This window comes from Corynebacterium sp. H78, assembly GCF_037572275.1.
Lineage (GTDB): Bacteria > Actinomycetota > Actinomycetes > Mycobacteriales > Mycobacteriaceae > Corynebacterium.
On record NZ_JBBHKX010000002.1, the window covers coordinates 361,982 to 388,238 of the forward strand.

Annotated in this window: 21 protein-coding genes and 1 tRNA gene; 15 read left to right on the plus strand and 7 right to left on the minus strand. The window is 56.3% G+C overall.

All coding sequences use genetic code 11. The features are described 5' to 3' along the window. Positions 1 to 53: 53 nt before the first annotated feature. On the minus strand, positions 54 to 1,352 hold the full coding sequence (locus tag WG934_RS02830; protein ID WP_339977351.1) for a DEAD/DEAH box helicase: 1,299 nt from the start codon (positions 1,350 to 1,352) through the stop codon (positions 54 to 56). A gap of 164 nt (positions 1,353 to 1,516) precedes the next feature. Between WG934_RS02830 and WG934_RS02835 the strand changes: the two genes are divergently transcribed. The 7 genes from WG934_RS02835 (at position 1,517) to WG934_RS02865 (ending at position 13,500) form a co-directional block, all read left to right on the plus strand. Then, on the plus strand, positions 1,517 to 1,741 hold the full coding sequence (locus WG934_RS02835; RefSeq protein WP_339988611.1) for a DUF3107 domain-containing protein: 225 nt from the start codon (positions 1,517 to 1,519) through the stop codon (positions 1,739 to 1,741). A 49-nt stretch (positions 1,742 to 1,790) separates the two neighbouring features. Further along, on the plus strand, positions 1,791 to 2,672 hold the full coding sequence (locus WG934_RS02840) for a DUF3152 domain-containing protein (RefSeq protein WP_339988612.1): 882 nt from the start codon (positions 1,791 to 1,793) through the stop codon (positions 2,670 to 2,672). 41 nt (positions 2,673 to 2,713) lie between these two features. Next, complete coding sequence (locus WG934_RS02845) at positions 2,714 to 3,556, plus strand: TIGR02569 family protein (RefSeq protein ID WP_339977356.1); 843 nt, start codon at positions 2,714 to 2,716, stop codon at positions 3,554 to 3,556. A gap of 51 nt (positions 3,557 to 3,607) precedes the next feature. Beyond that, positions 3,608 to 6,883: an ATP-dependent DNA helicase gene (locus WG934_RS02850; RefSeq protein ID WP_339988616.1), complete on the plus strand. Its 3,276-nt coding sequence runs from the start codon at positions 3,608 to 3,610 to the stop codon at positions 6,881 to 6,883. Continuing rightward, positions 6,880 to 10,272, plus strand: a complete 3,393-nt coding sequence (locus tag WG934_RS02855; protein ID WP_339988617.1) for an ATP-dependent helicase — start codon at positions 6,880 to 6,882, stop codon at positions 10,270 to 10,272. The genes WG934_RS02850 and WG934_RS02855 overlap by 4 nt, the downstream gene beginning before the upstream one ends. Before the next feature lie 65 nt (positions 10,273 to 10,337). Further along, a complete protein-coding gene (locus WG934_RS02860) occupies positions 10,338 to 11,423 on the plus strand; it encodes a potassium channel family protein (RefSeq protein ID WP_339977363.1) in 1,086 nt (361 codons plus the stop codon). Next, positions 11,392 to 13,500, plus strand: a complete 2,109-nt coding sequence (locus WG934_RS02865; RefSeq protein ID WP_339988618.1) for an ATP-dependent DNA helicase UvrD2 — start codon at positions 11,392 to 11,394, stop codon at positions 13,498 to 13,500. Before WG934_RS02860 ends, WG934_RS02865 begins: the two co-directional genes overlap by 32 nt. Before the next feature lie 53 nt (positions 13,501 to 13,553). On the opposite strand, the gene WG934_RS02870 is transcribed toward WG934_RS02865, so the two are convergent. Next, positions 13,554 to 14,402 carry a TOMM precursor leader peptide-binding protein gene (locus WG934_RS02870; protein ID WP_339988620.1) on the minus strand — a complete coding sequence of 283 codons (849 nt, stop codon included), beginning with the start codon at positions 14,400 to 14,402 and terminating at the stop codon, positions 13,554 to 13,556. A 97-nt stretch (positions 14,403 to 14,499) separates the two neighbouring features. On the opposite strand from WG934_RS02870, the gene WG934_RS02875 reads away from it, so the two are divergent. Further along, positions 14,500 to 15,033, plus strand: a complete 534-nt coding sequence (locus WG934_RS02875; protein ID WP_339977369.1) for a YgjP-like metallopeptidase domain-containing protein — start codon at positions 14,500 to 14,502, stop codon at positions 15,031 to 15,033. A gap of 5 nt (positions 15,034 to 15,038) precedes the next feature. Here the strand turns inward: WG934_RS02875 and WG934_RS02880 are convergent, their stop codons facing one another. Then, positions 15,039 to 16,559: a zinc-dependent metalloprotease gene (locus WG934_RS02880; protein ID WP_339977371.1), complete on the minus strand. Its 1,521-nt coding sequence runs from the start codon at positions 16,557 to 16,559 to the stop codon at positions 15,039 to 15,041. A 119-nt stretch (positions 16,560 to 16,678) separates the two neighbouring features. Here WG934_RS02880 and WG934_RS02885 point away from each other — a divergent pair, with 119 nt between their 5' ends. Further along, positions 16,679 to 17,731 carry a YlbL family protein gene (locus tag WG934_RS02885; protein ID WP_339988621.1) on the plus strand — a complete coding sequence of 351 codons (1,053 nt, stop codon included), beginning with the start codon at positions 16,679 to 16,681 and terminating at the stop codon, positions 17,729 to 17,731. 91 nt (positions 17,732 to 17,822) lie between these two features. Here WG934_RS02885 and WG934_RS02890 read toward each other — a convergent pair whose 3' ends face one another. From WG934_RS02890 to WG934_RS02900, 3 genes are all read right to left on the minus strand, one after another. After that, positions 17,823 to 19,238: an alanine/glycine:cation symporter family protein gene (locus tag WG934_RS02890; protein ID WP_339977375.1), complete on the minus strand. Its 1,416-nt coding sequence runs from the start codon at positions 19,236 to 19,238 to the stop codon at positions 17,823 to 17,825. Between the two features lie 113 nt (positions 19,239 to 19,351). Continuing rightward, entirely contained in the window at positions 19,352 to 19,726 is a 375-nt protein-coding gene (locus WG934_RS02895; RefSeq protein ID WP_339988622.1) for a fluoride efflux transporter FluC, read from the minus strand. Continuing rightward, positions 19,723 to 20,112, minus strand: coding sequence for a fluoride efflux transporter FluC (locus WG934_RS02900; RefSeq protein WP_339988624.1), 390 nt, complete (start codon positions 20,110 to 20,112; stop codon positions 19,723 to 19,725). The genes WG934_RS02895 and WG934_RS02900 overlap by 4 nt, the downstream gene beginning before the upstream one ends. 158 nt (positions 20,113 to 20,270) lie before the next feature. Between WG934_RS02900 and pgm the strand changes: the two genes are divergently transcribed. The 4 genes from pgm to WG934_RS02920 all read left to right on the plus strand — a co-directional run bounded on the left by pgm (position 20,271) and on the right by WG934_RS02920 (position 23,510). Then, positions 20,271 to 21,926: a phosphoglucomutase (alpha-D-glucose-1,6-bisphosphate-dependent) gene (gene pgm, locus WG934_RS02905; protein WP_339977381.1), complete on the plus strand. Its 1,656-nt coding sequence runs from the start codon at positions 20,271 to 20,273 to the stop codon at positions 21,924 to 21,926. Positions 21,927 to 21,937: 11 nt separating this feature from the next. Continuing rightward, positions 21,938 to 22,384, plus strand: a complete 447-nt coding sequence (locus tag WG934_RS02910; RefSeq protein WP_339988626.1) for a MauE/DoxX family redox-associated membrane protein — start codon at positions 21,938 to 21,940, stop codon at positions 22,382 to 22,384. 134 nt (positions 22,385 to 22,518) lie between these two features. After that, positions 22,519 to 23,271 carry a DsbA family protein gene (locus WG934_RS02915; RefSeq protein ID WP_339977385.1) on the plus strand — a complete coding sequence of 251 codons (753 nt, stop codon included), beginning with the start codon at positions 22,519 to 22,521 and terminating at the stop codon, positions 23,269 to 23,271. A gap of 166 nt (positions 23,272 to 23,437) precedes the next feature. Further along, a tRNA-Ala gene (locus tag WG934_RS02920) sits at positions 23,438 to 23,510 on the plus strand. Between the two features lie 95 nt (positions 23,511 to 23,605). Here WG934_RS02920 and WG934_RS02925 read toward each other — a convergent pair. Further along, the gene (locus WG934_RS02925) at positions 23,606 to 24,211 is read right to left on the minus strand and encodes a hypothetical protein (RefSeq protein ID WP_339988627.1); all 606 of its coding nucleotides are present in this window, start codon (positions 24,209 to 24,211) and stop codon (positions 23,606 to 23,608) included. A gap of 149 nt (positions 24,212 to 24,360) precedes the next feature. Between WG934_RS02925 and WG934_RS02930 the strand changes: the two genes are divergently transcribed. Together WG934_RS02930 and WG934_RS02935 are read left to right on the plus strand one after the other, a co-directional pair. Further along, positions 24,361 to 25,683: a multidrug effflux MFS transporter gene (locus tag WG934_RS02930; RefSeq protein WP_339988629.1), complete on the plus strand. Its 1,323-nt coding sequence runs from the start codon at positions 24,361 to 24,363 to the stop codon at positions 25,681 to 25,683. A 41-nt stretch (positions 25,684 to 25,724) separates the two neighbouring features. Then, positions 25,725 to 26,153: a pyridoxamine 5'-phosphate oxidase family protein gene (locus WG934_RS02935; RefSeq protein WP_339977391.1), complete on the plus strand. Its 429-nt coding sequence runs from the start codon at positions 25,725 to 25,727 to the stop codon at positions 26,151 to 26,153. Positions 26,154 to 26,257 lie beyond the last annotated feature (104 nt).

A 26,257-nucleotide genomic window follows, 5' to 3' on the forward strand; every position in this document is an offset into this window, starting at 1 on the left:
GTCTAGTGGGACCTGCTGGTATCCCTACTCCGGCTTCTACGGCGGCCGTGACCCTAGCGACGGCTACGGCCACCACGACCGCCGGAGCGTGAATTAGAACCCCGCGGTGGGCGGGCACCGAATACTGGACGTTGTGGACCGACGGAATCTTCCGCATCGTCAGGAATATCCAAGGCTTCGTAAAACTCAGGTGAAGTTGAGAACCACTGTGGTGGCTGTGGGAAATCCAGATCCAGAGCCTGGTTGATCATCTTCCACCGGGGAAGCTCGTCCCAGCCGACAAGGGTTACTGCAATACCGGTGTGACCAGCACGTCCGGTGCGCCCGATGCGGTGGACATACGTCATTTCGTCATCGGGTACCTGGTGATTAATAACGTGAGTGACGTCATCAATGTCAATGCCTCGTGCAGCTACGTCAGTTGCGACGAGTACATCGACATCGCCCCGTCGGAAAGCATCCAGAGACTTCTCGCGTGCTGCCTGATTCATGTCGCCATGAACTGCGGTGACCAGGAATCCGCGCTCTCCCAGTTGTTCTGCCACAGATGCGGTTGACCGCTTGGTGCGGGCAAAAATGATGGTGCGGCCGCGTCCCTCTGACTGCAAGATTCGGGCGATAACCGGAAGCTTATCCATCTGATGAGATTGGAAGACAACCTGCCGCGTCGTTGCATGCACGGTCGCCTCAGATTCCCCAGTCTCTGCGCGAATATGAACGGGACGAGACATAAACGTCCGAGCTAGAGTCAGAATCGGGCCAGGCATGGTGGCCGAGAAGAGCATTGTCTGCCGTTTATCCGGCACTGCCTGCAGAATCTTCTCGATATCGGGTAAGAAGCCCAAATCCAGCATTTCGTCCGCTTCATCGAGAATCAGAACTTCGACGAACCCTAACTGCAGGTTTCCACGCTGGTAGAGGTCGATCAGACGGCCAGGTGTGCCGACGACGATGTCGACGCCACGATCGAGGAGGTCAATCTGCTCGTCGTAGGGCCGACCGCCGTAGATCGTGGCAAGTCGCAAGCCAGTTGCAGCGGCCGCAGCTGCAAGATCATCTCCGACTTGAACACACAGCTCACGGGTAGGAACGATAACTAGGCCACGTGGAGTTCCGTCAGGTTCGGCGATCCGAGCGTCATCGAAGATGCGGTCGACCAGCGGTACACCGAAGCCGAGCGTCTTACCCATGCCAGTGCGGGCTTGGCCGATAATGTCAGTGCCATCGAGAGCTAATGGGAGCGTAAGTTCCTGAATGGCAAAGGTGCGATCAATTCCTTTGGAGTTCAGGGCATCGCAAATCTCCGCAGCAACACCAAGCTCAACGAAGGTCGGCGCGGGTTGTTCAGCCACAATAACTCCTAGTAGATAAAGACAAAATGAAATGCACACTGGCTATCGAGGGACTTCACGGATCAGTGTTCCTCAATGCTAATTGGATATCAATAATCATTTCGGGTGCACGTAACCCCCAGTCACTCATACTAGTGTCCGTTATGGTCGCTATGATTGCATCCATGGACATCACTATCGGATTGGTCGATACCCCTCGAGAGCTCACTATTGCTTCTGTTCAGGGTGGCGAAGAGCTGAAGAAGCAGATTTCGGACTCGATTGCTAGTGGCGACGGCGTTCTGGAGCTTGTCGACGGCGCGGGGAAGACGTACCTCGTTTCTGTGGCAAAGGTTTCTTATGTTCAGGTGGGTCCTTCGGCTCCACGCCAGGTTGGCTTCATCGCGTAATCCGCGGTGAATTATTGGAATAGGAATAGAAGGTCGGCTTAGGCGCAAAATGGCGAACGAACCTTTCTTAGTGCGATTCGCACGCGAATGGGGATGGCGGGCATACGCTATCCCCGTTTTGGCGGTTTTGACGGTTGTTGTTCTATTCGACGTTTTCACCAACCCGGACGCAGCCGAAGAGTCGGCACCCGGTACTGAAACACAAACGATTTCGCAGTCGTCGGATGAAACACAGCGCTCTGGTCCTATTCCAGATGGTGAATTTAAGGGAAACCCGGATGTTGGTGAGCTGCCGCCGGGTGGTCCCTACACCGAAAAATCTTCGGGGCAATACAAGGAAGTCGGAAGTGCAGGGCCAAAAGTCGGCGAGGGCACGACGAAGACGTATCGCTACGCGGTGACCATTGAGGACTCCATTGATACTCACCGTATTGGTGGTGTCGATGCCTTCGCAGGGCTGGTCAGAGCTACTTTGTCTGATCCTCGTAGCTGGACCCACGATCCGGCGTTTGCATTTGAACCTGTCACATTGGACGACAACCCGGATCTCGTGATTCAGCTGTCGTCGACAGATACCGCACATCAAGAATGTGGTTACGCCATTCCATTGGAAACCTCGTGTCATGTGGGTAGCGGTGGCAATGGCCCAAACAAGGTTGTGGTGAATGAAGCTCGCTGGGTTCGTGGAGCTCTACCATTCGAAGGTGACGTGGGCAGCTACCGCCAGTACCTGATTAACCATGAGGTAGGACATGCGATCGGTTTCGCAGCACACGAGGCATGCGCCGAAGATGGTGGTGTAGCACCAATCATGATGCAGCAGACGCTCAGTACCTCGAATTCGGAGCTGTACCAGCTGAATCCGAACGAGGTGTACCCGGACGACGGCGCGCGTTGCAAGAGCAACCCGTGGCCGTACCCAACAGCTTAGCGCTCGCACAGTTCGGCGCAAATGTGGGGTAATCTTCGTCCATGACTCAATTGCCACCGAACCACGTCCTCGAAGCTTTCGGTTTGTCGGGCGAACCAGTGCCCGCTGGGATGTCGTGGGATCTTGGGTGGCGGTACGACTCCATGGTGCTGTCTCAAGTGGCAGATTCGGCGCGCGCCGCGTGGTCAGCAAAACTTCGGGAAACCCTACAGATTGATGGCATCCATGTCGCTCGTCCAGGTCGTACCACTGACGGACGACATGTTTTGTCTGGGTGGCAGTCTCGGCATTGGATGCCAGGCAATTGTGCACCTCGTGCAGACGAGATCCTGGTCGCCGCAGTACGTATCGACGAGGCTCTGTCAGGTATTTCCCGCCCACAGTTTTTGGTGAACCCTGACCCCAACGTATTTTCCGTCTGTGATCGCGCTGTGTGGAGCGATAACACTGTCGCGGAGCTCAGCATGATTCTCGACCCGGATGCGATTCCTCGACCTGATGCTGCAGAGGCACTGACCGTCGCAAGTTCGTTGTTGCGACTTCGTGGAGACATCGCGGGGGAGACGCAACTTACTCACGGCGATGTCGTAGGCACGTTACTTTTCGATGGTGCCACGGAGCCAGTTCTGACCGATATTGTGCCTCGATGGCGTGTTAAAGGCTGGGGAGCTGCGGTTGCGGCTGTTGATTGTTTGGCGTTCTTGGGTGCTGACGAAGATCTCTTAGCCCGATTCGACCATATTCCAGAGTGGAATGAGTTGTTGATTCGTGCTGTGTGTTTCCGACTATTAGCTCATGCTGCTTTTCCTGAATCGAAGCGAAGCTCCTGGCGGGGGCTGGCGCGTGCAGCTGAGATCGTGCGCTCGATGGTGACTGAAGACTAAGTCGTTCGATTATCGAACAGCCCAATCCGAGCCCTGTGCCACAATGTGGGCATGCCTGAAATCCCCGAGTTCGATGCATCGTTGGCCGATATTCCATCGATGCCCCGTGTAGTTTTCGCTGACCGTAGAAGAGGCGAAGCTCGACAGTGGTCGGGCCCTGTTGGCATGCTCTTTCCTGGAGACGAGCGACAGATTGAACTGAAAGTTCCCGGGACTCCGTGGCGGGTACTAGGCGGCCCGGGCACCGGAAAGTCAGCGCTTCTTGCGGATCTTGCGGTGGCCCACATGGCGGCAGGGGTATCGCCGGACAGCATCGCAGTGATTGCACCGGCGAAGGATGCCGCAGCGAGAATCCGCGAGGATATTGCTGTGCAATTGGCATTGCTGCAGGGCGATGTCGGCGAAAAGCAAGAAATCAGTGCCGGATCCGGCGGTATGGTCCGAGCAGTGCACTCGTTGGCATTTGCCATCGTGCGTCAGGCTGCAGTTGCAGCGGGTGCAGAGGAGCCTTCATTGACGACGGGCGCGAAGCAAGATGCTGTCGTGCGTAAGTTGCTTTCTGGACATGCTGAAGATGGCGGTTCGTATTGGCCAGAACGGTTGGTGCCAGCGCTGTCGATGCAGGGGATGGCTCGTCAATTGCGTGATGTCATGTTGCGTGCAGCTGAGCGGGGTGTCGATGGGCCTCAGTTGCAGGCGATTGGCAGTAAGTGTGGTGTGCCAGAGTGGACGGCAGCGGGGAAGTTCATGGTGGAGTACCGGCAAGCGATGCGGCTTGCGGGTCAAGATAGTTTGAATGCCGCAGAGCTAGTGGGGGCTGCCTTAGCTGCCATTGCTGCTGATCCAGCAATTGTGCCGGGGTTGGGTTTCAAGGTTTTATTGATTGACGATGCTCATCATGTAGATCCCCAGTCGGCGAAGTTGTTGTCGCATTTCATTCCATATGCGGACACGATTGTGGTCACTGGCGATCATGATCAGTCGGTGCTGCATTTCCGTGGCGCTAATTCTGATTTCTTGGATTCGGTCACTGACGATGTGCACACGATCGTTGTCCAGACATCCTTCCGCACAACACCGGAGGTAGCAGCTGCAGCGAGCCGAGTGGCGTCGCGCTTACCCGGTAAGCATCCTCAGCGCGGTATCCGCACTGTTGACGATGTTGCGCAGCCAGAATCTGCCCGCGTCTTTGTACAAGACACGGCAATGGGCGAGCGCAACGTCATTGCTAACTTTCTGCGCCGTCAACATGTCGAACACGGTGTGCCGTGGAAAGACATGGTTGTATTGGTGCGGTCTGGCGCGAGTGAGTCAGCGCTGCATCGACACTTGGCTCGGGCAGGAGTCCCTGTCGCAGTGGATCCAACGGATATCGTGCTACGAGAGCAACGCATGGTGACATCGCTGATGTTGCTGCTGCGAGCAGTGGCTCCGGCGCAATCAGGAGCCACAGCGTTGTCCGTATCTGAATGGGAACACGTACTTACAGGGCCTTTGTGTAATGCGGATCCAGTAACCATGTCACGGGTTGTTCGCGCCGTACGTCGAGTGAGCATGTCGTCGCCGGAGTTGTCGTTGGATGGCCAGCAGGCAATGGACAAGATTTGTTCGATCCTTGCTTCTCCTCAGCGTTCAACTGCCGATGAGGCATTGATTGACGCATTGCCACCTCGAGAGAAACAAGTATTAACTGTGCCGCTCGAAATTCTCGATGCTGGCCGTCGTGCTCTGGCGGATGGAGTCGAAAGTGTGCTGTGGGCGCTGTGGGATGCATCCCGGATGCACAATCATCTGGTCTCGGCGTCTTTACGCGGTGGAGCAACCGGCTCGGCCGCAGACCGCGATCTTGATGCAGTAATGACGTTGTTTGACTTCGCCGGTGACCTCGCTGAACAAGATCCGTCGCTAAGTATTTCCAGTCTTGTGCGAGCGGTGTTGGACCAGGAATTGCCAACTGGTGCGCGTGATCGCCGAAGCGCACCGCGAGATGCTGTGTCGGTGCTATCTGCTCATGCGGCACTGGGGCGTCAGTGGGAATGCGTGGTTGTTGCTGGTGTTCAGGAAGACGAGTGGCCATCACTTGGTCAAACCGGGTCAGTCATGTTGCAGGAGCAATTGATCGATTATTTGGATCGAGGCATCATGCCAGGTCAGCCGGTATCTCATGTGGCTGAACGCATGGCAGAGGAACGCAGGCTGTTCTACGTTGCGCTGACGCGTGCTCGGCGCAAGCTGCTCATCACTGCAGTTGATGCACCGGACGATATTGGCGAACCAAGTCGTTTCCTGGCTGAAACGGGACTTACTATCGAACGCGGTGGCGATGATGAAGCCGGTACTTCCGGATCTGCAGAGAACAATGACGGGGAAACTGTTGTTGGCAGAGATCTAGGTACACGCGTGTTGTCTTTGCATGCGTTGGTGAGCGAGCTACGGGCCGTCGTCACGGATCCCCGTCAGACAGTGACTCGACGTCGTCACGCTGCACACCAGTTGGCCCGCCTTGCTGACGACGGAGTTGCAGCAGCTCATCCGACTACGTGGTGGGGACTTCAGGGACCTAGTACAGACGGTCAGATTCGTTCTGGGGGTAGTGCGGATCGCCCAACACAGCGCATTAGCCCGTCGAAGGTTGGTAGCGCGCTTGACTGCCCGTTGAAGGCGATGCTCGAACCACCAACGACATCAACAGCAATGTTGATGGGAACGGCGTTTCACGCGATCGCAGAGGCATTGGAACGAGGTGTCGATATTGTCGATGCTGAAGAAGCTTTGCGGAACCTTATTCCGCGTCTGATCGAGGAACCTCAATGGAGACTAGATCGGCTGACTGATGAGTGGGTCGAAGCACTACATTCGTGGCACAACTGGGCTCAGCTCAATACTGCCTCAGGAATCGAAGTGCCAGTGCGCGTCGCTGTGAGCGACGATGTCGATATTGTTGGTCGCATTGACCGACTCATGCGCACCGAGGACGGTAAGGACATCGTCGTCGATATTAAAACCGGTTCAGCTGTACCGACTGGCAAAGACACGGAAGACAATGCGCAGCTTGCGGTGTATCAATTGGCCCTGGCGCTGCGCGCACAGGATTCGAACTGCGTTGGCGGTGCTCAACTCGTATTTCCGCGAAAGCAGACAGCAAGCGGTGCCCCAACTACCCGCGAGCAATCAGCTCAGACCCCAGAAATGTTGGAGAAATGGCGGTCCACAGTGCTGGAAGTCGCAGCGCAGGTCCGAGGTCCGCATTCCCTCGCAACTCCAGGCACTCAGTGCCGTGTGTGTGCAGTGAAACAGTCTTGCCCAGCAAAGGAAGGTGCGCGATGAGCAACTCCACAAACATCATCGATCCGGTTGCACTGTCGCACATGATGGAGCAGAAGTTCGCTCCCACAGAGCAGCAAGCTGCAGTCATCGGTGCACCGATGGAACCCATGCTTGTCGTCGCAGGTGCTGGTGCAGGAAAGACTGAAACAATGGCTGCACGCGTGGTGTGGCTGGTCGCCAATGGTTTCGTCAGGCCAGAAGAAGTTCTTGGCCTGACGTTTACCCGCAAAGCCGCAAGTGAGCTGGGGCAGCGAATCCGTGCACGGTTAGCTACGTTGGCAGCATCGCCAGAGTTTCGGAAGGTTGCTAACCCAGATGTTCTCGAGGCTTTGGAGGTCATCGTCCCGACGGTAAAAACGTACGATGCCTATGCCGGTTCGCTGGTCAAAGAGTACGGCCTACTGCTGCCTGCGGAACCATCCGCAGAGGTGATCGACACATCGACACAGTGGCAAATGGCATGGGATATCGCGACGAATGCGTCGTCTATGAAGACGAAGCTGGACACGGGGAAACTCGTCGAAAAGCTGATGAAGTTGAGCTCCGAAATCGACTCTAATTTGGTCGATGAACAGGAAGTTCGCGAGCAAACGGAAGCATTCATTCATACGATCTTGCAGACGCCGAAGTCAGCACGGCAAAAGAAGGATTTGCACAGTGGCTTGGTAAGCGTTCTGGATGCTCAACGGGATCGCCTGGAACTATTGCCACTGGTAGAAGAGCTACGGCAGCGCTATGCGGACGATCACGTAGTGACGTTCGGCATGCAGATGTCGCAAGCTGCGCGTCTTGCTGACGGTATCGCGGAAGTTGGTGAATCGCAGCGGAGGCGTTTCAAAGTTGTGATGCTAGACGAATATCAGGACACATCTCATGCGCAGCGGGTACTGCTTCGTGGCTTGTTCGCCGGTAATGCAGTCACTGCCGTCGGTGATCCGATGCAGGCGATTTATGGGTGGCGTGGCGCAACAGCATCGAACCTGATTCGTTTTGTCGACGACTTTCCGCAATCGAATGGGCAACCTGCCAGTAAATTGCAGCTCGTCACGTCCTGGCGAAACCCAGAATCCGTGTTGGAAGTAGCCAATATTGTCTCTGACAAAGCATTTAGGAACCAGCAACGGACGGTAGAACGGCTGACCCCGCGTCCTGGCGCACATGAAGGCACCGTGTCGTTGGCATTGCATTCGACTGTTCATGAAGAGTTGACGTGGATTGCCGATCGCATGGCCTCCGAATACGCGACCGCGCAGGCCGAAGGTCGTCACTTTTCCGCAGCTGTGCTGGTCCGAGGCAATAAGGATTCGGCACCGGTGCTGGATGCGCTGACTTCTGTCGGAGTTCCGGCGGAGATTGTCGGGCTCGGTGGGTTGCTGTCGATCCCTGAAGTCATGGATATCGTCGCTGTGTTGCGGGTACTGGCGGATCCGGCAGACAACGAAGCCATGCTTCGTATCTTGACCAGCCCTTTTGTGCAATTGGGAGCAGCGGATCTGGAGGAAGTTAAGCGACGTGCTCGTCAGATTTCCAACAGCGTTCGCGACCGCAGAACGGCGAATGCAACTAAGCAGGACGAAACGGAACTTGAAAAGCTCGACGCGACTCTAGAATCCCTTGTCCAAGAACGTGCGGGTGAGCCCGTTGGTTTGGGCTACGCCATTGCAGACCCGGCTATTGACGACGACGGCCCGAGGGCTCCGCAGTACTCCGAGGAAGGAGCCCGGCGTATTGCGGATCTATCCATGAAACTGGGTGGCCTGCGACGCTGGTCTTTGCGCAAACCTTTGCCGGAACTCGTGTCCGATGTTGAAGAGGCATTTGGAATCCGCATTGAAGCAACAGTTGCTGGAGCTGCCGAGCAGTCCACGGCGACTGCAGGAACGGTGCACCTGGATAAGTTCATCGAGGTGGCGGCAGAATACTCGCGTCGCATTGGTGGAGAACTGCTGTCTTTCCTCAGCTTTTTGCAGCGGGCGGAACAGTTTGACCGGGGCCTTGAACCTGGAAAAGTGAAGCTTCGCGGTGACGCGGTGGAGATTATGACTGTCCACAAGTCGAAGGGCTTGGAATGGGACATCGTGGCTGTACCACATGTGTGCGAAAGCGTATATGACAAGGTCAGGTTAGAAAACTGGACAACCAAGGCAGAGTTGCTCATGCCGGAACTCATCGGCAATGACAGCGGGGCCAACAACGGACACGGTTCCGAGGGCTCCCTAGAAACCGATGAGCTGCTGAATGGCGCGCCCGTGCTGGACACTAGTGCAGCAGAAAACCAGGGTGAGCTGGTCAAGGCTATCGCCGAACACAAGGACGAATTGAAGACAGCCGTCAGCGAGGAATCCGAGCGGCTCTTCTACGTTGCTGTTACTCGAGCGGCCAAGACGTTGCTGGTTTCAGGCTGCCAACGAAAAGGCGAGGGGAAGAAATCCGTCGATGGGCCGTCGGAACAGCTCATCGCGCTCGCTGCGGCACGCCCTCAAGACGTCGAAGTGTGGGAAAGGGAAGCAAGCGCTGATCCTCTGGAAGTAACCGACGCGGAAGGTATTGAGTGGCCTGTTGATCCACTGGGTGAGCGTCGTGAAGCCGTGACCAATGCTGCTCACTTGGTCGGCGAAGCACTCACCAATCTGCATGCGCAGGAACCTACCAGCGTGCGCCCCATTGGCGGAGATATTTCGCAGGTGTGGGACATGGAAGTCTCGATGCTTTTGGACGAGCGTCGTCACGCACGTGAAAGCGCTATTGAAGTGGAACTCCCGGTGCAGCTGTCGGCCAGTGAATACATCGCGATGCGCCAGGACCCCGATGCCTTTGCACGCCGCAAAGCTCGCCCCGTTCCATTCAAACCGAACCGTTTCGCCCGACGCGGCACTGCCTTCCACGCATGGTTGGAGAGTTTCTTCTCTACCCAAGCATTGCTTGACGACGAAGACATCTTCGCCATCGCTGACGAATTTGGCGCTGACTTTGGTGAAGATCTCGCTGTCGATCGGTTGAAAGAGATCTTCAAGAATTCGGAGTGGGCTGACCGCACCCCGGAATGCGTGGAAGTGCCTTTCGACATCTCGCTTGGTGGGCAACGAGTAGTGGGCCGTATCGATGCTGTGTTCCGCATTGACGGTAGGTGGGTTGTCGTTGACTGGAAGACTGGTAAGCCAGCCACTGGCCACGATTTATCCGTCAAGGCATTACAGTTGGCCATTTACCGGATAGCGTGGTCGGATAGATTGCGGGCAGAAGGGCAGGACGTACCTCTCGAAGATGTGGGAGCTGCGTTCTTCTACCTCAATCCAGCTGGCCGGAGCGAAACGGTCTGGCCTGGTGAGGGAGATCTGCCCAACCGATTAGAATTGGTGCAAGCTATTCAGGACAGCGTTCGCCGCTAAGCAACGTTCCCTGCAGCAGCACACACGGATGCAACAAGTAAACGATGTAGAAGGCGAGAGCAACGGTGCGCGACAAGATCCACGCTCGGTTCGGAACCGATGTCGAGCTCGATGATCTGCCAGAACATGCCCTCCTGGGCGTGATCGGAATTCCAGAGGCCGCAAATAAGGGGCCATGGCGACTTATTATCCGTCGCATCTCTTATGCGGTCGGGCTAGTGCTGGCTGCGGCCTTAGTCGTGTACCTCGACGGTGATGGCTATTCCGAGCCGATGTCGTTCGTGGACTCGTTGTATTACGCGTCGGTGAGTTTGTCTACCACTGGTTATGGTGACATCACGCCGGTGACGGAACGTGCCCGTATTTTCAATATTTTGCTCGTTACGCCAATGCGAGTTGTCTTCCTTGCCCTCTTGGTCGGTACGACCCTGACGGTTCTTACGGAAGAATCTCGTAAGGCACTGCAAATCAAGCGCTGGAGGAAGAGCTTGCGTAATCACACCGTCGTCATCGGTTACGGAACCAAGGGCAAGTCTGCTGTGGCTGCGCTGCTGGCTGATGGCGTAGACCCAGCACAGATTGTGGTCATTGACATGGACAAGCATGCCCTTGATTTGGCTAGCAATCAGGGACTCGCCACTGTGCATGGCTCGGCAACGAAGTCTGATGTCTTGAAGTTGGCAGGCATTCCGCGTGCACGCTCGGTTGTCATTGCGCCGAACCAGGACGATACTGCTGTGCTTGTAACTCTGTCAGTTCGCGAGCTTGCTCCAGGCGCAACCATCGTCGCTTCGGTGCGCGAATCCGAAAACCGTCACTTGCTTGCGCAGTCAGGTGCGGACCAAGTAGTCATTTCCTCTGAAACAGCTGGTCGCATGCTCGGCCTTGCGACGGTGACGCCGTCAGTGGTGGAGATGATGGAAGACTTGTTGAGCCCCGATGAAGGCTTCTCTGTGACCGAACGATTGGTCACGGAAGAGGAGATCGGTGCGAACCCACGTCACCTCGCGGATATTGTGTTGGGTGTTGTTCGTTCCGGTGAGCTGTACCGAATTGATTCCCCAGAGTGCGAGTCAGTAGAACCGGGCGACCGTTTGCTCTTCGTTCGCCGTGTCGGCAATGAAGACCAGGAACCAGATGGCGCTAAGTAAACTTTCGCTTGCTCAGTTAGACCCAGATCAGTATGCGGCCGCAACCGCACCGCTGGGTCCTGTGTGCATTCTTGCTGGAGCAGGAACAGGTAAGACTCGAACGATTACGCACAGAATCCACCACCTCATCGAGCAGGGTTTTGTGCAGCCTCAAAAAATTCTGGCAGTGACGTTTACCAAGCGCGCTGCTGGTGAGATGCGAGATCGACTTGCCACGATGGGCACTCCGGGAGTCCAAGCTCGAACGTTCCACTCAGCTGCGTTGCGGCAGTTGCGGTACTTCTGGCCCCAGGTCGCAGGGGATATGCCGTGGCAGTTGATCGAGAACAAGTTCAGCTTGGTCGGCCGAGCTGTTCGTGGCGCAGGCTTGGATTCGAGTACGGAAACTGTGCGGGATGTGATGAGCGAGATTGAATGGGCGAAAGCCTCGCTCATTACGCCCGATGCTTATGCAGAAGCTATCAAAGAATATGGGCGATTGGCGCCTGTCTCAGCCGACAAGGTCAGCCATGCGTATCGCAATTACGAAGACAGCAAAGCAACACCAGATGGCATGCTGCTGGACTATGACGATCTCCTGTTGCACACCGCCGGTGCGATGGAGAACTCTCGCGCAGTGGCCGAAGAGTTTCGGGCACAGTATCGCAGCTTTGTCGTCGACGAGTATCAGGATGTCACTCCGCTACAGCAGCGCGTTCTCGACGCATGGGTGGGGGATCGTGATGACATCACGGTTGTCGGTGATGCAAACCAGACGATCTACTCATTTACCGGTGCAACTCCCGAGTTCCTCATTAATTTCTCACGCAAGTACGACAACGCGACCGTCGTAAAGTTGCAGCGAGATTATCGCTCTACTCCCGAAGTGGTGCGCCTTGCGAACGATGTCATCGGTCAAGCGAAGGGGCGAATTGCCGCGTCAAAACTGCAACTGATTGGCCAACGAGACAATGGGCCCGAGCCCACGTTTTCGGAATATGACGACGAGCCGATGGAAGCTCGCGTCATTGCCCGCCGTATTAAGCGGCTGATTGATGACGGCACACCAGCATCGGAAATCGCAGTGTTGTATCGCATCAACGCCCAGTCAGCCGTATTTGAACAGTCGCTTGGCGAAGCCGGAGTGCCGTACCAAGTCCACGGCGGTGAAGGCTTTTATCAGCGTCCGGAAATCCGTCAAGCTGTCAGTGAGCTCATACGTACTGGTCGCCGGGGACTTGATGGCCAAGGCACCGCGCTATTGGAAATTGTTGGTGAAGTCTTCAGCAAGCTGGGTTTGACCAAGACGGAGCCAGAAGGCGCGCAAGCTCGCGAACGCTGGCACTCGCTGAAGGCGCTGTCCAATTTGTGTGCGGATTTGGTGCATGCCAATCCGGGCCTGACTATGCAGGGTCTCCTTGGACAATTGCGCACCCGCCAGGAGGCGAAACATCCACCCACCCTTGATGGTGTCACGCTTGCCAGCCTGCATGCTGCCAAGGGCCTGGAGTGGGATGCTGTGTTCTTGGTCGGTCTTTGCGACGGTACGCTGCCGATTCAACACGCCCTGAAAAAGGGCGAGGACTCCGAGGCCGTCGAAGAGGAACGTCGATTGCTGTATGTCGGTGTCACGCGAGCCAGGGAAGTGTTAGAGCTGTCATGGGCGTTGTCCCGACAGGAAGGCGGCCGGAAGACACGGAAGCGCAGTCGATTCCTTGATGCTCTTGACGCACCTGGCCTGCAGCAGCTCAGCGTGCAAAACCGAGTCGAAACGGGCGCAAAAAAGTCTACGTCGACTAGGTGCAAACAGTGCAATGCAGCATTGAAGACTGACTTTGAGCGGATCACCAGACGATGTATTAACTGCCCAAGCACTGTCGACGAAGAGCTGTTGTCCGTGCTCAAATCATGGCGGCTGGAGACTTCTCGGGATATGTCGGTGCCGGCCTATGTGGTGTTTTCAGATGCGACTCTGGTTTCCATTGCGGAAAGCAAGCCACGAACTGTGACTGAACTTCTCGAAGTTCCGGGCATTGGCCCGGCCAAAGTTCAGCACTATGGCGAGGCTGTCTTGGGAATTGTGGCGCATTACGCCTAATCAGTCCGCTATGCGTTGTTATGCCAGGTGTCGGCCTCGGTGCCCCAAAGAGATCATTTTCGGCGACGACACACAGGGCAATTCGGGTGTGGCAGTACCGGCTTTGCGACGTGATGTAGCCCCACCAGGTCCACAGTGACTTCTGTGGCCAACAGTGGCGAGTCAGCATAGCCATAGTGGGCAATGCGTTCTAGTTGCAGCACAATCATGTTGACAAGTGAGGAAATGACGAGAGGCGATCCGTTCGCTGTCTGATTACGCAACTGCAAAGCAAGAAGCTCCCGGGCGGAGTCGTCGCTACGCCGATGCGACTCGGCGCACATTGGACACGGGGAATACCCCGGCACAGTCAATGGACCCAGTACTGCGCGACCATCGCGAAGATGCACGCAAAGATGGGGCAGGCGCCTACGCCACAGAATCTCAATCATTTGTTGGTGCGGTACTTCCATGCCGGTCAAGACAACAAGTCCGACATCATCTGGTGAAGTGTCTGTGAGCCAGGACAGCGTGTGTCGGCCAATTCCTTTGAGATGTGGCGAAGGCGTGCGATGACGAACGGCATCGTGAAGTGCGTGTTTAACCTGGTCTCGGCCAATAATGGTCAATTGCAGGAAGGTCGCAGGTGGTTGTGTGAGTCGTGCTGACGTGAGCTCGGTGATGAGTTGGTTCACCAGTGCTGGTGGCAGGCTCGTGTTGTTCAAACTCTCTCGGAGACATTCGCCCCGCGTTGCGCCGAGGATCGCCGACCAAATTGGGCCGGGTGAAGATTCCTCAGGAAGTGGTACAACAACCGCCGAATCTGGTGTCGTGCCAAACTGAATTCGGCCACCCGGTCGCAGCAAAATGGGCATGTCTCGGCGCAGCGTTACTGCTGAGTTGGCAACCGCGTCGACGCCCACGTCTTCTATTGTTCCCCCGATAATTTCCCCCATAAAGCAATAGGTACCGCAGCGCGCCGTTTTCCGCTGGGCAACGCACTATGGCTACGCTAGGGGTATGAACCGTAAGCGACCCGATTATGGGCCCGATGTCGACGTGCGCCGGTCCAAGCGTCGACGCCGTACGGTGTCAGCGCGTGCAGAGGGCAATCGCATTGTTGTGATGGTGCCGGACGATATGACGGAAGCCGAAGAGCGCCGTCAGATTGAAGAGATCGTTGCGCGCGTTCGCAAAAAGGTAGGCAACAAGGCTGGTCACGAACTCGACAACGACATTTTGCTGCGTCGCGCTCGCCGGCTGTCCGTCACGGTGTTGGAGGGACGCCCTCACTTCGAGTCAATCAAATGGGTTCGCAATATGTCGCGTCGCTGGGCCTCAGTGTCAGGGGAACCGCCGCGTATTCGCGTGTCGCATCGCTTGGCTGAAGTTCCAGATTACGTTCTCGATGATGTCATCGTCCATGAGCTCGTCCATACCTTTGTGGAGGGTGGTCACAACGATGAGTTCTGGCATTGGGCAGCAAAAGCCCCGCACCACGAACGGGCACGGGGCTATTTAGAGGCCTACCAACGCTGGGGAATTAGCTCCTAGCTGGCTTACTTATCCGATTCTTCGGAGCCACTGTCCTGCGAACCATCCGCATCGGGGTCACGCTCATCGCCCGACTCTGCTTCACGACGCAGCTGCTCTTCCAACTCCGCAATTGGATCGAAGTCGTCGGATTCGGAGCCACCAAGAACACTGTCGATGAAGGCTGCTGGGTTATCTAGGTCTTCTGCAACTGGTAGGAAGTCGGGGTGGTCCCACACCTTGTCGCGGCGATCGATACCGACCGCGGTGGTGAGACGACGCCACAATTCGGCGGCTTCACGTACCTTTGGTGCGCCCAGGTCGATGCCCGTTGCCTTTTCCAGCGCCTTCTCGGCACCGTCGGTTGCCTGACGACGTCGCCACGCTTCCTCCAGCTGCGCAAAACCAGGTAGTCGCTCGCCAAGAGCGTCGGTGACGATGACATCGACCCAACCCTCAACCAGCGCAAGCAGAGTTTCGAAGCGGGAGCGGGCGTGCTCGTTGGAAGAGGAAATCTTCGGCGACATGTCAATGTTCTGGAAGTTCGCCATTGCTTCCTGCATACGGGCGGGGTCCTGCAAAGCCTCGATGTCCAAGCCCTGCGCTGCGTCTTCGATATTCGAGTAATCGATGATCAGACCCGCCGCGTACTCTTCGACGGAGGAGATCATGCGCTCGGTCAACCACGGAACACGGTCGAAGAGACGCTGATGAGCAGCTTCACGTGCAGCGGCGTACACCAGCAGTTCGCGAGCTGGCACTTCGAGATCCTCTGCTAATGCCGTCAAATGAGTTGGCATCATGACAGCTGCTCCCGTCGTATGCAGCGGAAGACCCAGGTCGGTGCCGGTGAGAGCAGACTTCGCTAGCTCTGCCAGTGCGTTGCCCAGCTGCGTACCGAAACTCATGGAGTTCATCTGGTTCATCATGCCGAGCATGGGGCCCATCATCTGACGAGCTTCCTCCGGCATACCTTCCACCGAGGCATCTGCCATGCGCTCTGCGACGGGGTCAACCAGCCGCTTCCATGTTGACATGGTGTTTTCCAGCCACTGGACGCTGTTCCAGCCTTCTGCCCGGTTTGCGCCAGCGGGCAGCGTCGTTGCATCGTCCAACCAAAGCTCCGCAAGGCGCAATGAATCTGACAGTGCGTCCTTGCTGGATTGGCTAATTGGGGCTACATTGCCGATGCGCTGGCGAGCAACCCGTTCTGCAACGGAGTGGTTCACAGCGCCACCAGTGCCCATGTCCTGGCCCATGCCTGACAGCATCTGCCCAAACTGATTCAAAATGTCGCCAAGGTTCGGCTGGCCGGCACCAGGATTCTGCGCATCACCAGAATCGCCAGAGTTACTGGAGCTACCCTGACCAGGCTGACCGCCGAAGGGGAATCCGAAGATGCCGAAGTCGCCTCCGAAGCCACCAAAGCCTCCGAATGGATTGCTATTGTCCCCGCCGTTTCCGCTAGAGCCGTCGCGGTCGCGACGGTCGTTGTCATCGCCGTCGTTGTCGTCGCCAGGTGTGAAGCCGAATCGATTGGAATTCATGCTCCTAACCGTACCGGTCAGCCTGCATGAACTTCACTAGTTTGTGGCGTGGGTGTGGCCATTTTCGCGAAGGGCGAACATTGTCACCAGCACGCCAGTGCCGGGTAGGGTAGTTAACCGTGAATCGTCGAACCCGAACGCTACTTGTGGGAGCCTTGCCAATCGGTGTGCTTGCGCTGATTATGTCGTCGCCAAGCGCAACTGTTCCGTTTGCAGCGGAAGGACCCGGCCCGCTTTTCGACGTCCTCGGTGACTTGGAAGGAAAGCCGATGATCGATGTGAGTGGCGAGGGCGTCGATACTGAAAAGCCCAAGGGGTCCTTCAACATGACCACTGTGGCAGTGCATCACAGCGTGTCTCTGCCACAGGCAATCGGATTGTGGCTGAAGGAAGACACCACGGTCGTGCCAATCGAGTCTGTATTCCCTCCTGGAGTATCTGAGGAAGAGATCCAGGAAAAGAATGACCTGATGTTCACTGATTCGGAAGCCAACGCTACGGCAGCTGCCCTTGCTGAGCTCGGGTTGCCAACCAAGGTGTCGGTGGCGATGATCATGAAGGATTCCGCGGCCGAAGGTGTGCTGAAAGAAGGCGACATCCTCCATCGCGTCGGGGAAGAGGCGGTGCAGCGCCCCGAATCAGTAAAGGCAGCCGTCGCGGCGATGAAACCAGGTGACGACGTCGATCTCATCGTGGAACGGGTGAACGAACAGGGAAAGAGCGTCCTGGAACCCGTCACCGTAAAGCTGGGGGATAACCCAGATAACAAGGATTTGGCGTTTCTTGGAATCGGCATGGAGGCTCAGCCAGATGGTGAAGTAGAAGTGGCATACAACGTCACCGGCGTTGGTGGGCCATCGGCGGGATTGATGCTTGCGCTTGGCGTCGTCGACAAGCTAAGTCCTGGGGATCTGACTGGTGGAAAGCGGATTGCCGGTACTGGAACTATTGATGGCGCAGGGCGTGTGGGAGAAATCGGTGGCATTACGCATAAGATCGCGGCGGCTCGGGAAGAAGGTGGCGAGTACTTCTTCGTGCCGTCTGCTAATTGCTCCGAAGCGTTGACTGCAGATGCCGGGGATATGAAGTTGATCCGGGTCAATGAGTTATCCGGTGCTGTGGAGGCGCTAAAGAATCCTGACGACGCTCCGGCGTGTCAGAAGGGCGAGTAGACAACCCGCCACTGGATACAGAAAAATCCCGCACTCGCAGAAAACTGTGGGGCGGGATTTCGTCATTGTTCAGCATGTTGCTGGCGCAATTTTAGACAGCTTTCGAGGTGGTGGACTGCCACTGCTCGATGTCCTTTGCGGTAGCACGCAGCTGCGGGTCGAAGTCCAAGTACGCCTTGGTTTCGCGAGCAATGAGACCGGATAGGACAAGCAAACCGACCAAGTTCGGCAGAGCCATCAGACCGTTCAGCGCGGACGCGAAGGCCCATACAGTTTCAAGCTCGGTTACTGCACCCAGGTAGACAACACAGGTGAAGATGAATCGGTATGGAACGGTGCCACGTCGGCCCACCAGGCTTTCGAAGGTGCGTTCGCCGTAGTAGGACCAACCCAGCATCGTGGAGAAGGCGAAGAACACGATGGACAGGGTCACGATGGATCCTCCAATGTGTCCAGGAAGGCCACGGGAGAATGCTTCCGCAGTCATAGCGCCAGCGTCCTCAGCGCCGAGTTCCCATGCGCCAGTGGTGATGATGACCAAACCAGTGAACGACACGACGATGATGGTGTCGATGAAAGTCTGAGTCATGGACACCAAACCCTGGCGAACAGGGTGGGTCGTTTTTGCTGCTGCTGCCGCGATAGCTGCCGAACCCATACCGGACTCGTTCGAGAACAAACCACGGGCAACACCCATCTGAATTGCCGCGATGATAGTGGCACCTGTGAAGCCACCTACGGCAGAAGTACCGGTGAAGGCATCACTGAATACGAGTGCGAATGCTGCTGGAAGATCGGTGATGTTGGCGATCAGAACCCAGATCGATGCACCGATGTACAAAACGATCATCATTGGCACGAACGCAGCAGTGACCTTACCGATCGACTTAATTCCACCCATCAGCACGGCGCCTACCAGGACGAACATGATGATGCCGGTGAGCTGTGGGTCCACTTTGAAGGTCGACTCAAGGTTGGTTGCCACAGCGTTACCCTGAGTCAAGTTACCGATACCAAACGCAGCAATTGCTGCGAAAACAGCGAACGTTACGGCGAGGAACTTGCCGAAGCCATTAGGGATGGCCTTCTTCAGGTAGTACTGCGGTCCACCGGACTGCTCGCCAGCAGCGTCGGTCTGACGGAAACGAACACCAAGATATGCTTCCGAGTACTTCGAGGCCATGCCGAGAAGACCAGTCACCCACATCCAGAACAGCGCGCCTGGGCCACCGATACCGATAGCGGTTGCAACACCGACGATGTTGCCGACACCTACCGTGGCCGCCAATGCGGTCGACAGTGCCTGGTACTGCGAAATGTCGCCTTCGCCACCGTCATCTTCGCGTTCTAGCAAACCGAGACGAAGAGCAGGAACCAGCTTGCGAAGCTGGACACCTGCGAGCCGGATGGTCAGCCAGAGACCCGTACCGATGAGGAGCGGAATTAGGAGGAAGGGACTCCAGATGAAGCTGTCAGCTGCACTGAAGAACTCATTGAGGGAAGTCATAAGGGGTGAGATTACTTAATTCACCCCACTGGAGTCATATTTTCGATACCGGAAATGTTGACATAGATATGTTCAGGGGTAATTGATGGGGGTATTTGGTGCTGCGCGCCTCGTTAGTCGACTGCTGACATCATGCCGAATAGAGCTACCGCTCCGACAATGATCGTCGCTGCTGGGTAGCCAATTGCCCACCATGACTTTGATCGTGCGAGGTCGACAGTTTCGCTGGCCAACGTCGACCACGTAGATAGGGCGCCAGCCATGCCGATGCCAAACGCTGCATATGCCAATACGGTGTCCGATTGGTGCCACAGCGCATACGCGGTGCCCACAACACCACACGCGATCACGTTGGCAACAAAAGTCCCGGGAATCGCTGTTCCTGACTTCTGCTTTGCGACGACTCCCAGCCAGTACCGCAGCACGCCACCCGCGGCTGCACCGATACCGATGCTGACAAACACAGGCACAGTGAAAAGCTCGATCATCGCCACACCGGCTTTTCGATGTCTCGTGTGTGGATGACCTTCGCCAATGCCATGCCCAGCCACAGTACGGCCGGGCAGCCAAGCACGGTGCCAAGGAAAGCGACAGCGATAACTGACAAAGACGGCTGGCTGAGTAAAAGAATGAATGCCGAGAACGTCGTAAAGCCCCCAAGGAATCCTGGTCCCGTCAGTAACCAAGCAGTAGAGGACTGGTTTATCAGGATGCGGGCGCAACCAAAGGCGAAACAACCAACAAGGTTGATGATGACCGTCGCCCAAGGTTCGGCAGCAAACGACGCAAGTGCGAGTCCGAGTCCTACCCTGGACAATGCGCCCAGCATGGCTCCGCAGCCGACAGCAATGGAGGAAAAAACTGCGGAGCTCATGTCAGTCAGGATATTCCATGACGCACTCGATGCAGGAAACCCCCACGAATTTAGTCACAGTGTGTCACTCACCCTGCGAGGTCAGCGGAAAACGGGAACACTGGAAGTACCCATAGTTTTGCGGTTAGAAAAACCGGTTGGACACCAGGAGGACAATTATGGCTCACGAGCGCGCCGGGCAGCTTGCTCAACCACAGGATCTCATTGACGTTGCTGAACTGGTCACCGCGTACTACACGCGTCATCCAGAACCAGGCAACCCAGATCAGGCAGTGTCCTTCGGCACCTCCGGCCACCGTGGTTCTTCCTTGGATTCCGCTTTTAACGAAGATCACATCCACGCGACGACACAGGCGATTGTTGATTACCGCACGTCGCAGGGGATTAACGGACCTCTGTACATCGGTCGCGATACTCACGGCTTGTCCGAACCAGCAATGGTGTCCGCTCTCGAAGTGCTGACTGCCAACGGCGTCACCGTTATGGTCGACGCTCAGGGACGCTATACCCCGACGCCAGCGGTCAGCCACGCAATCCTTACCCACAATGCTGATGTTGCAGGTGGTCCAACGGGCACGGATGCGGCGCGTGCAGACGGTATCGTCGTGACGCCATCGCACAACCCACCACGTGACGGCGGCTTCAAGTACAACCCGCCAACTGGTGGTCCCGCAGATGCGGATGCAACCGACTGGATTGCAGCTCGTGCAAATGAGTACCTGGCCAAGGGCATGGATGGCGTTAAGCGTCAGGTGGTGGAGAAGGCTGGCGATTTGATCGTCAAGCACGACTACCTGAACAACTACGTGATGGATCTGCCGAATGTGATCAATTTCGATGCGATTCGCGACTCCAATTTGCGTATCGGTGCCGACCCAATGGGTGGCGCGGCCGTGGATTACTGGGGCGCAATCGCAGACGTCCACGACCTCAACCTGACTGTGGTCAATCCACTGGTGGACGCAACCTGGCGTTTCATGACGTTGGATACCGACGGAAAAATTCGCATGGACTGCTCGTCGGCAAACGCGATGGCGTCGCTTATTGACAATCGTGACAAGTTCGATATCTCTACCGGCAACGATGCGGACTCGGACCGCCACGGCATCGTGACTCCAGATGCCGGATTGATGAATCCAAACCACTACCTGGCTGTCGCCATTGATTACCTCTTTGCGCACCGTCCAGACTGGTCTCCTGAGATGGCTGTAGGTAAGACCTTGGTGAGCTCGTCGATGATTGACCGCGTGGTCGCTGACCTTGGCCGCAAGCTCGTTGAGGTGCCAGTCGGCTTTAAGTGGTTCGTGCCAGGACTGATGTCCGGAACGATCGGTTTCGGTGGCGAGGAATCTGCAGGTGCATCGTTCCTGCGTCACGACGGCACCGTCTGGTCGACTGACAAGGACGGCATCATCTTGGACCTGCTGGCTTCCGAGATCACGGCTGTGACTGGGAAGACTCCTTCCCAGCGCTATGCAGAGTTGGCAGACAAGTTTGGTGCACCTGCTTACGCACGTACCGACGCGGATGCGAACCGTGAGCAGAAGGCGATCTTGAAGGCGCTGTCTCCAGAGCAGGTGACTGCTGACACCTTGGCTGGTGAGCCAATCACCGCGAAGCTGACGGAAGCTCCAGGTAACGGCGCTGCAATCGGCGGCTTGAAGGTCACCACTGAGAATGCTTGGTTCGCTGCTCGTCCTTCCGGCACTGAGGACAAGTACAAGATCTACGCTGAATCCTTCAAGGGAGAAGATCACTTGAAGCAGGTTCAAGCAGAGGCGCAAGAAGTGGTTTCTGCGGTTCTCGGCAACTAAACTGCCTTGACATGAAAGACATCCTAGGATTCATCGCCCGCTTCGGATTGGCAGCGGTTTGGTTGTGGTCAGGAACGGTCAAGCTGATGAATCCGTTGGATTCCCAGCGCGCTATCGCCGCCTATCAGCTGCTTCCGCGGGAGTTTGTTGAGCCATTGGCAGTGTTACTGCCGGCCGTGGAGATTATCCTCGGCTTGATGCTGCTGCTCGGTGTCTTCCTGCGATTCGCAGGTGTGGTTACCATGCTGATCATGGTCGGATTCATCATCGGCCTTGCCTCTGCCTGGGCTCGCGGGCTGCAAATCGATTGTGGTTGCTTCGGCGGCGGCGGTTACAACCCAGAAGCGGGCACAGTGACTTATCTGAAGTCGCTGGGACGCGACGTTGGATTCGTCATTTTGGGTGCCATCGTCACCTGGATTCCATTCAAGAAGTTTGCGATTCACTCGGGTAAATAGCCTGTTCGAGCCGTCGTAAAGCCACTTCATATGGGTATTTCGGTCCTTGGCAGGACTGTTGCATTGCTCATAGTGGGGTGGTTTTTCATTGTTGACAGCGCACAAATTGGCCATTCATCGCTAGTGTGTGACGTGTGAGTCAGAAGATTAAGAACCCGAATGAAAAGAGCTCCGGCTTTCTCGTCGGCATTATCGCTCTTGTAGTCATTGTGCTTGCCGTCATTGGCGCAGTTTTGTACATGGGCCGTAACCAGCCGATGGAAGGACTGCCTAACGACGATGTGAATTTCAACGTTGCAGTCGATGGCGATGTCATTCGCCTTTCTTCCGACAAGGCTGGCGACGATGCCGTTGTCGCGCAGGTATTCGAAGACTTCTCGTGTGGATACTGTGGCGAAATGGCAACCGGTGGTCACAGCGACGAGCTGAAGGCTCTGAACGAAGGCACCCTGGTTGTGGAACAGCACACGCTGAACTTCTTGGACGGAACCGAGCCTGGGAGTGGCAAGGTCAAGCAGGACGGCCATTCGACGAAGTCCATGGCAATCATGCGTGAAATTGCGAAGACCGGTGACGCGAAGCTCTACTGGAACTTCCACGCAATGATGATGAAGGATCAGCAGACCGCTGCTGGTTGGAGCAACGAGGAGCTCGCTGAGCGTGCCAAGAGCATGGGCGCTAACGACGAGCTGGTTGCAAAGATCACGGATGGCATTGACACCGCTGAAGCTAAGAAGGCCGCCGAGGGCAACTACGGCACCCTCGAAAAGGCTCTGGGTAAGGTATCGTCCCCGCACGTCCTCGTTGACGGCAAGGACGTCCTCGACAACCTGGGCGAGCGTCCACTGACCGACTGGGTCAAGGCAGCACTGGAAACCAAGAAGTAAAACTGGCCTGAAGCGTCGCGGTGCTACGCACTGCGACGCTTTCGTCCTTTTCGGTTGTTGCTTTACGACGATTTCGTCGTCAAGCATAAGCCCCTGAACAGGCGATTTGGGGAAAATTGGCCGACGGGGTAGCTTATTGGGAGTCCACTTCGGCAAGACGTGGTACGGGGCTATGGCGCAGTTGGTAGCGCACCACACTGGCAGTGTGGGGGTCACGGGTTCGAATCCCGTTAGCTCCACAGATTGTGAAACCCCTCGTCGTGATGACCAGGGGTTTTGCGTGTTGTGGGGAATTTTTCTTGGGGCTGTTTGGCGCCCTGATGTAGTCAGGGGATTACAGGATTCTGAGTTGGCTGTGTGCTAGTTCTTCAGCCGGAGAGGATGGAGGATTAGCTACCATCCGTACTGTTCTGCTTTTTTCCTGAACAGCTCCGCACAGCGCAGGGTCGTCAATGTAGCCGGCTTCGCAGCCGTGCATGGTTTGAAGTTCTCCGCTGCTAGGGTTGGGGTTTCCGTACTCGTCAGTGCCGTAGCCACAAACGGCCGCCGGACACGTTCCTCCATTGGCAATGGGGATTTCATCGGGGGAGGGGCCTGCAGCTCCTTCTGCGTCAGGGTGCTCTTGTGTGCCCTGTTGATTTGCGCAGAAATCAGTATTTTGAATGGTTCCATCCGACATGCGTGATGAGCCTGGAGTGCCAACAATGCACTCGACTACGTATGGCTCTTCGTTCTCCGGGCTAGCCTCAACAGTTTGTGTTGGGGTGGTCGTGTTGGTGGTGTTAGAGCTGGCTGATGGCTTCGGTGGCGTCTTTGAAGTTATCGGTGTCTTAGCGACAGAAGGACTTTCGGTTTGGAACTGCTGGTTTGCCGAGTTGTCCTCAGAACAGCCTGCGAGCGCTAAACTCGAAAAGGCAACTACGGCTAGGACCTTCTTCATGTCAGTTTCCTTCGGACGGTTGGGCTCTCCTTGCGCTTCCTTCTAGCTTAAAACGGTTGTGTGGATTATGTGAGTGGCCCATCACTTCGGAGGCTGCCTAAGAGCCATATACATGACGGATCAACAATGATGTAGGGTATATCGCATACATGCCCCGTGGGGTATGCGGAGTTATTCGTATTCGTTCATTGGGGTGCACTTTGTCATTCGGGTCAACTGGGGCTACCACGCCTAAGTCTGATGCGCAGCAGCGGCGCATTGCGGCGGTTACTTCGCTAGCAGCTGCGTTCGTCATTCCCATCGTCATCATCGCGGCAATGCCTCCCATTGGGTCTGCTGCGTACCTGCCGGGTTTGCCTACGGTGACCGATGACTTCTCTGTCTCAGCGAGTGCGACGCAGTTAACGTTGACGCTCTACTTCGTGGGTATGGCGCTCGGGCAGCTCTTTATCGGGCCGATCAGCGACAACTTCGGACGCCGTAGGCCCCTGATAATCGGTCTCATAACGTTTGTCGTTTTCAGTGTGCTCGTTGCGCTGTCTCCAAGTCTTGAAGTCATGCTCTTGTTCCGGTTGCTTCAGGGAATGGCTGCGAGTTCTGGAGCAGTGCTCGGCCGCGCTATCGTCGCGGATATCGCCAGCGGTGCTCGAGCTGCCCGTGTCATGAGCGTCATCGCGGCCGCCGGCATGCTGGTTCCTGCATTTGCACCTCTCTTCGGTTCTGGAATCCTACAGTTCGGTGACTGGCGTACCATTTTCCTCGTGCTCGCTGCTATCGGTGCCGGAGTAGGGGTGTGGACATTTATCGTCGTTCCTGAGACACACCCTAAGTTTGTAAAGCACGACGAACTTCGAAAGACCCATGCCGGGGCACAAAAGAAGCTGCCTCAGAAGCCTCATCTTGGTCGTTTTGTCTTGTACGCAGCAGCGGTGGCGCTGACGTTCGCTACGTCGTACGCAATGATCTCGGCTGGCCCATTCGTTTTTCAGAAAGTGTATGGGCTGAGTGAATCGCAATACGCCCTAACAATGGTTGTCCTGGCTGGCACTATGGCCTTCGTGGGCATGGTTGGTTCTCGGTACATGGGCGTTGAAACCCGCTTTGGTGTGGTTACACCTGAACGAGTTGTCACATTCGGGCTTGGTTGGGCGAGCTTCTTCGCAATCTTCGTTGTTATCGCCGCAATTACTCAGGCAAATGTCTTTGTGCTCCTCGCCTCGCTCATCGTGACGACGGCGCCCCTCTCGATCGCTCTCGGCTCTGCCACAGCACTTGCGATGCAGGCCAGCCCGCTGAAGCACGGCATGTCATCTGGCCTTATCGGTGCAATTCAGTCGTTAGGTGGCGCATTGGCTCCACCGCTTGTCGGTGTACTGGGCGCGGATCCTCGGCCGATGGCGTGGACCGTGATAGGCGCCGCTGGACTTGCTTTGTTGGCGAGCCAGCTGACTCGTTTTATCGGCCGAAGCTAACGGTAGTAGCAGGGTGACACGAAGAGTGGGATAATGGTGGCATGACTGAATCTTCCGAAGTAATCCAGCAGCTTTCCACCGAGGATGCTCTCGAATTGATGGGCACCAAGCACTTTGGTCGCCTTGTCGTTCGTCGTAAGGACGACATGGATTTGTTCCCACTCAACTATGTTGTGCACGAGGGAGCTATCTATTTCCGCACCGCAGAGGGTTCGAAGCTGTTCTCTCTCACTCTTAATGACGACGTGTTGTTCGAAGCTGACGATGTCGACTTGGACTCCAACAAGGCATGGTCTGTGATTGTGAAGGGCACTGCGCAGACTTTGACGTCCAACGCAGATATCGAGGCTGCAGACGAGCTCCCGCTGAAGCCGTGGCTGCCAACCTTGAAGTACAACTACGTCAAGGTAACCCCGGGCGAGGTCTCCGGTCGTCGCTTTAACCTGGGTGAAGAGCCGGAGCGCTATTGATCCTATCCGGGGAATATGCCCCTGAGGTCCGCGAAATCTGCCAAAACCGCCCGCGTGCTGGTTGACACTAGTAATCTCACGTTTTGTGACGGGGATCATAGAGA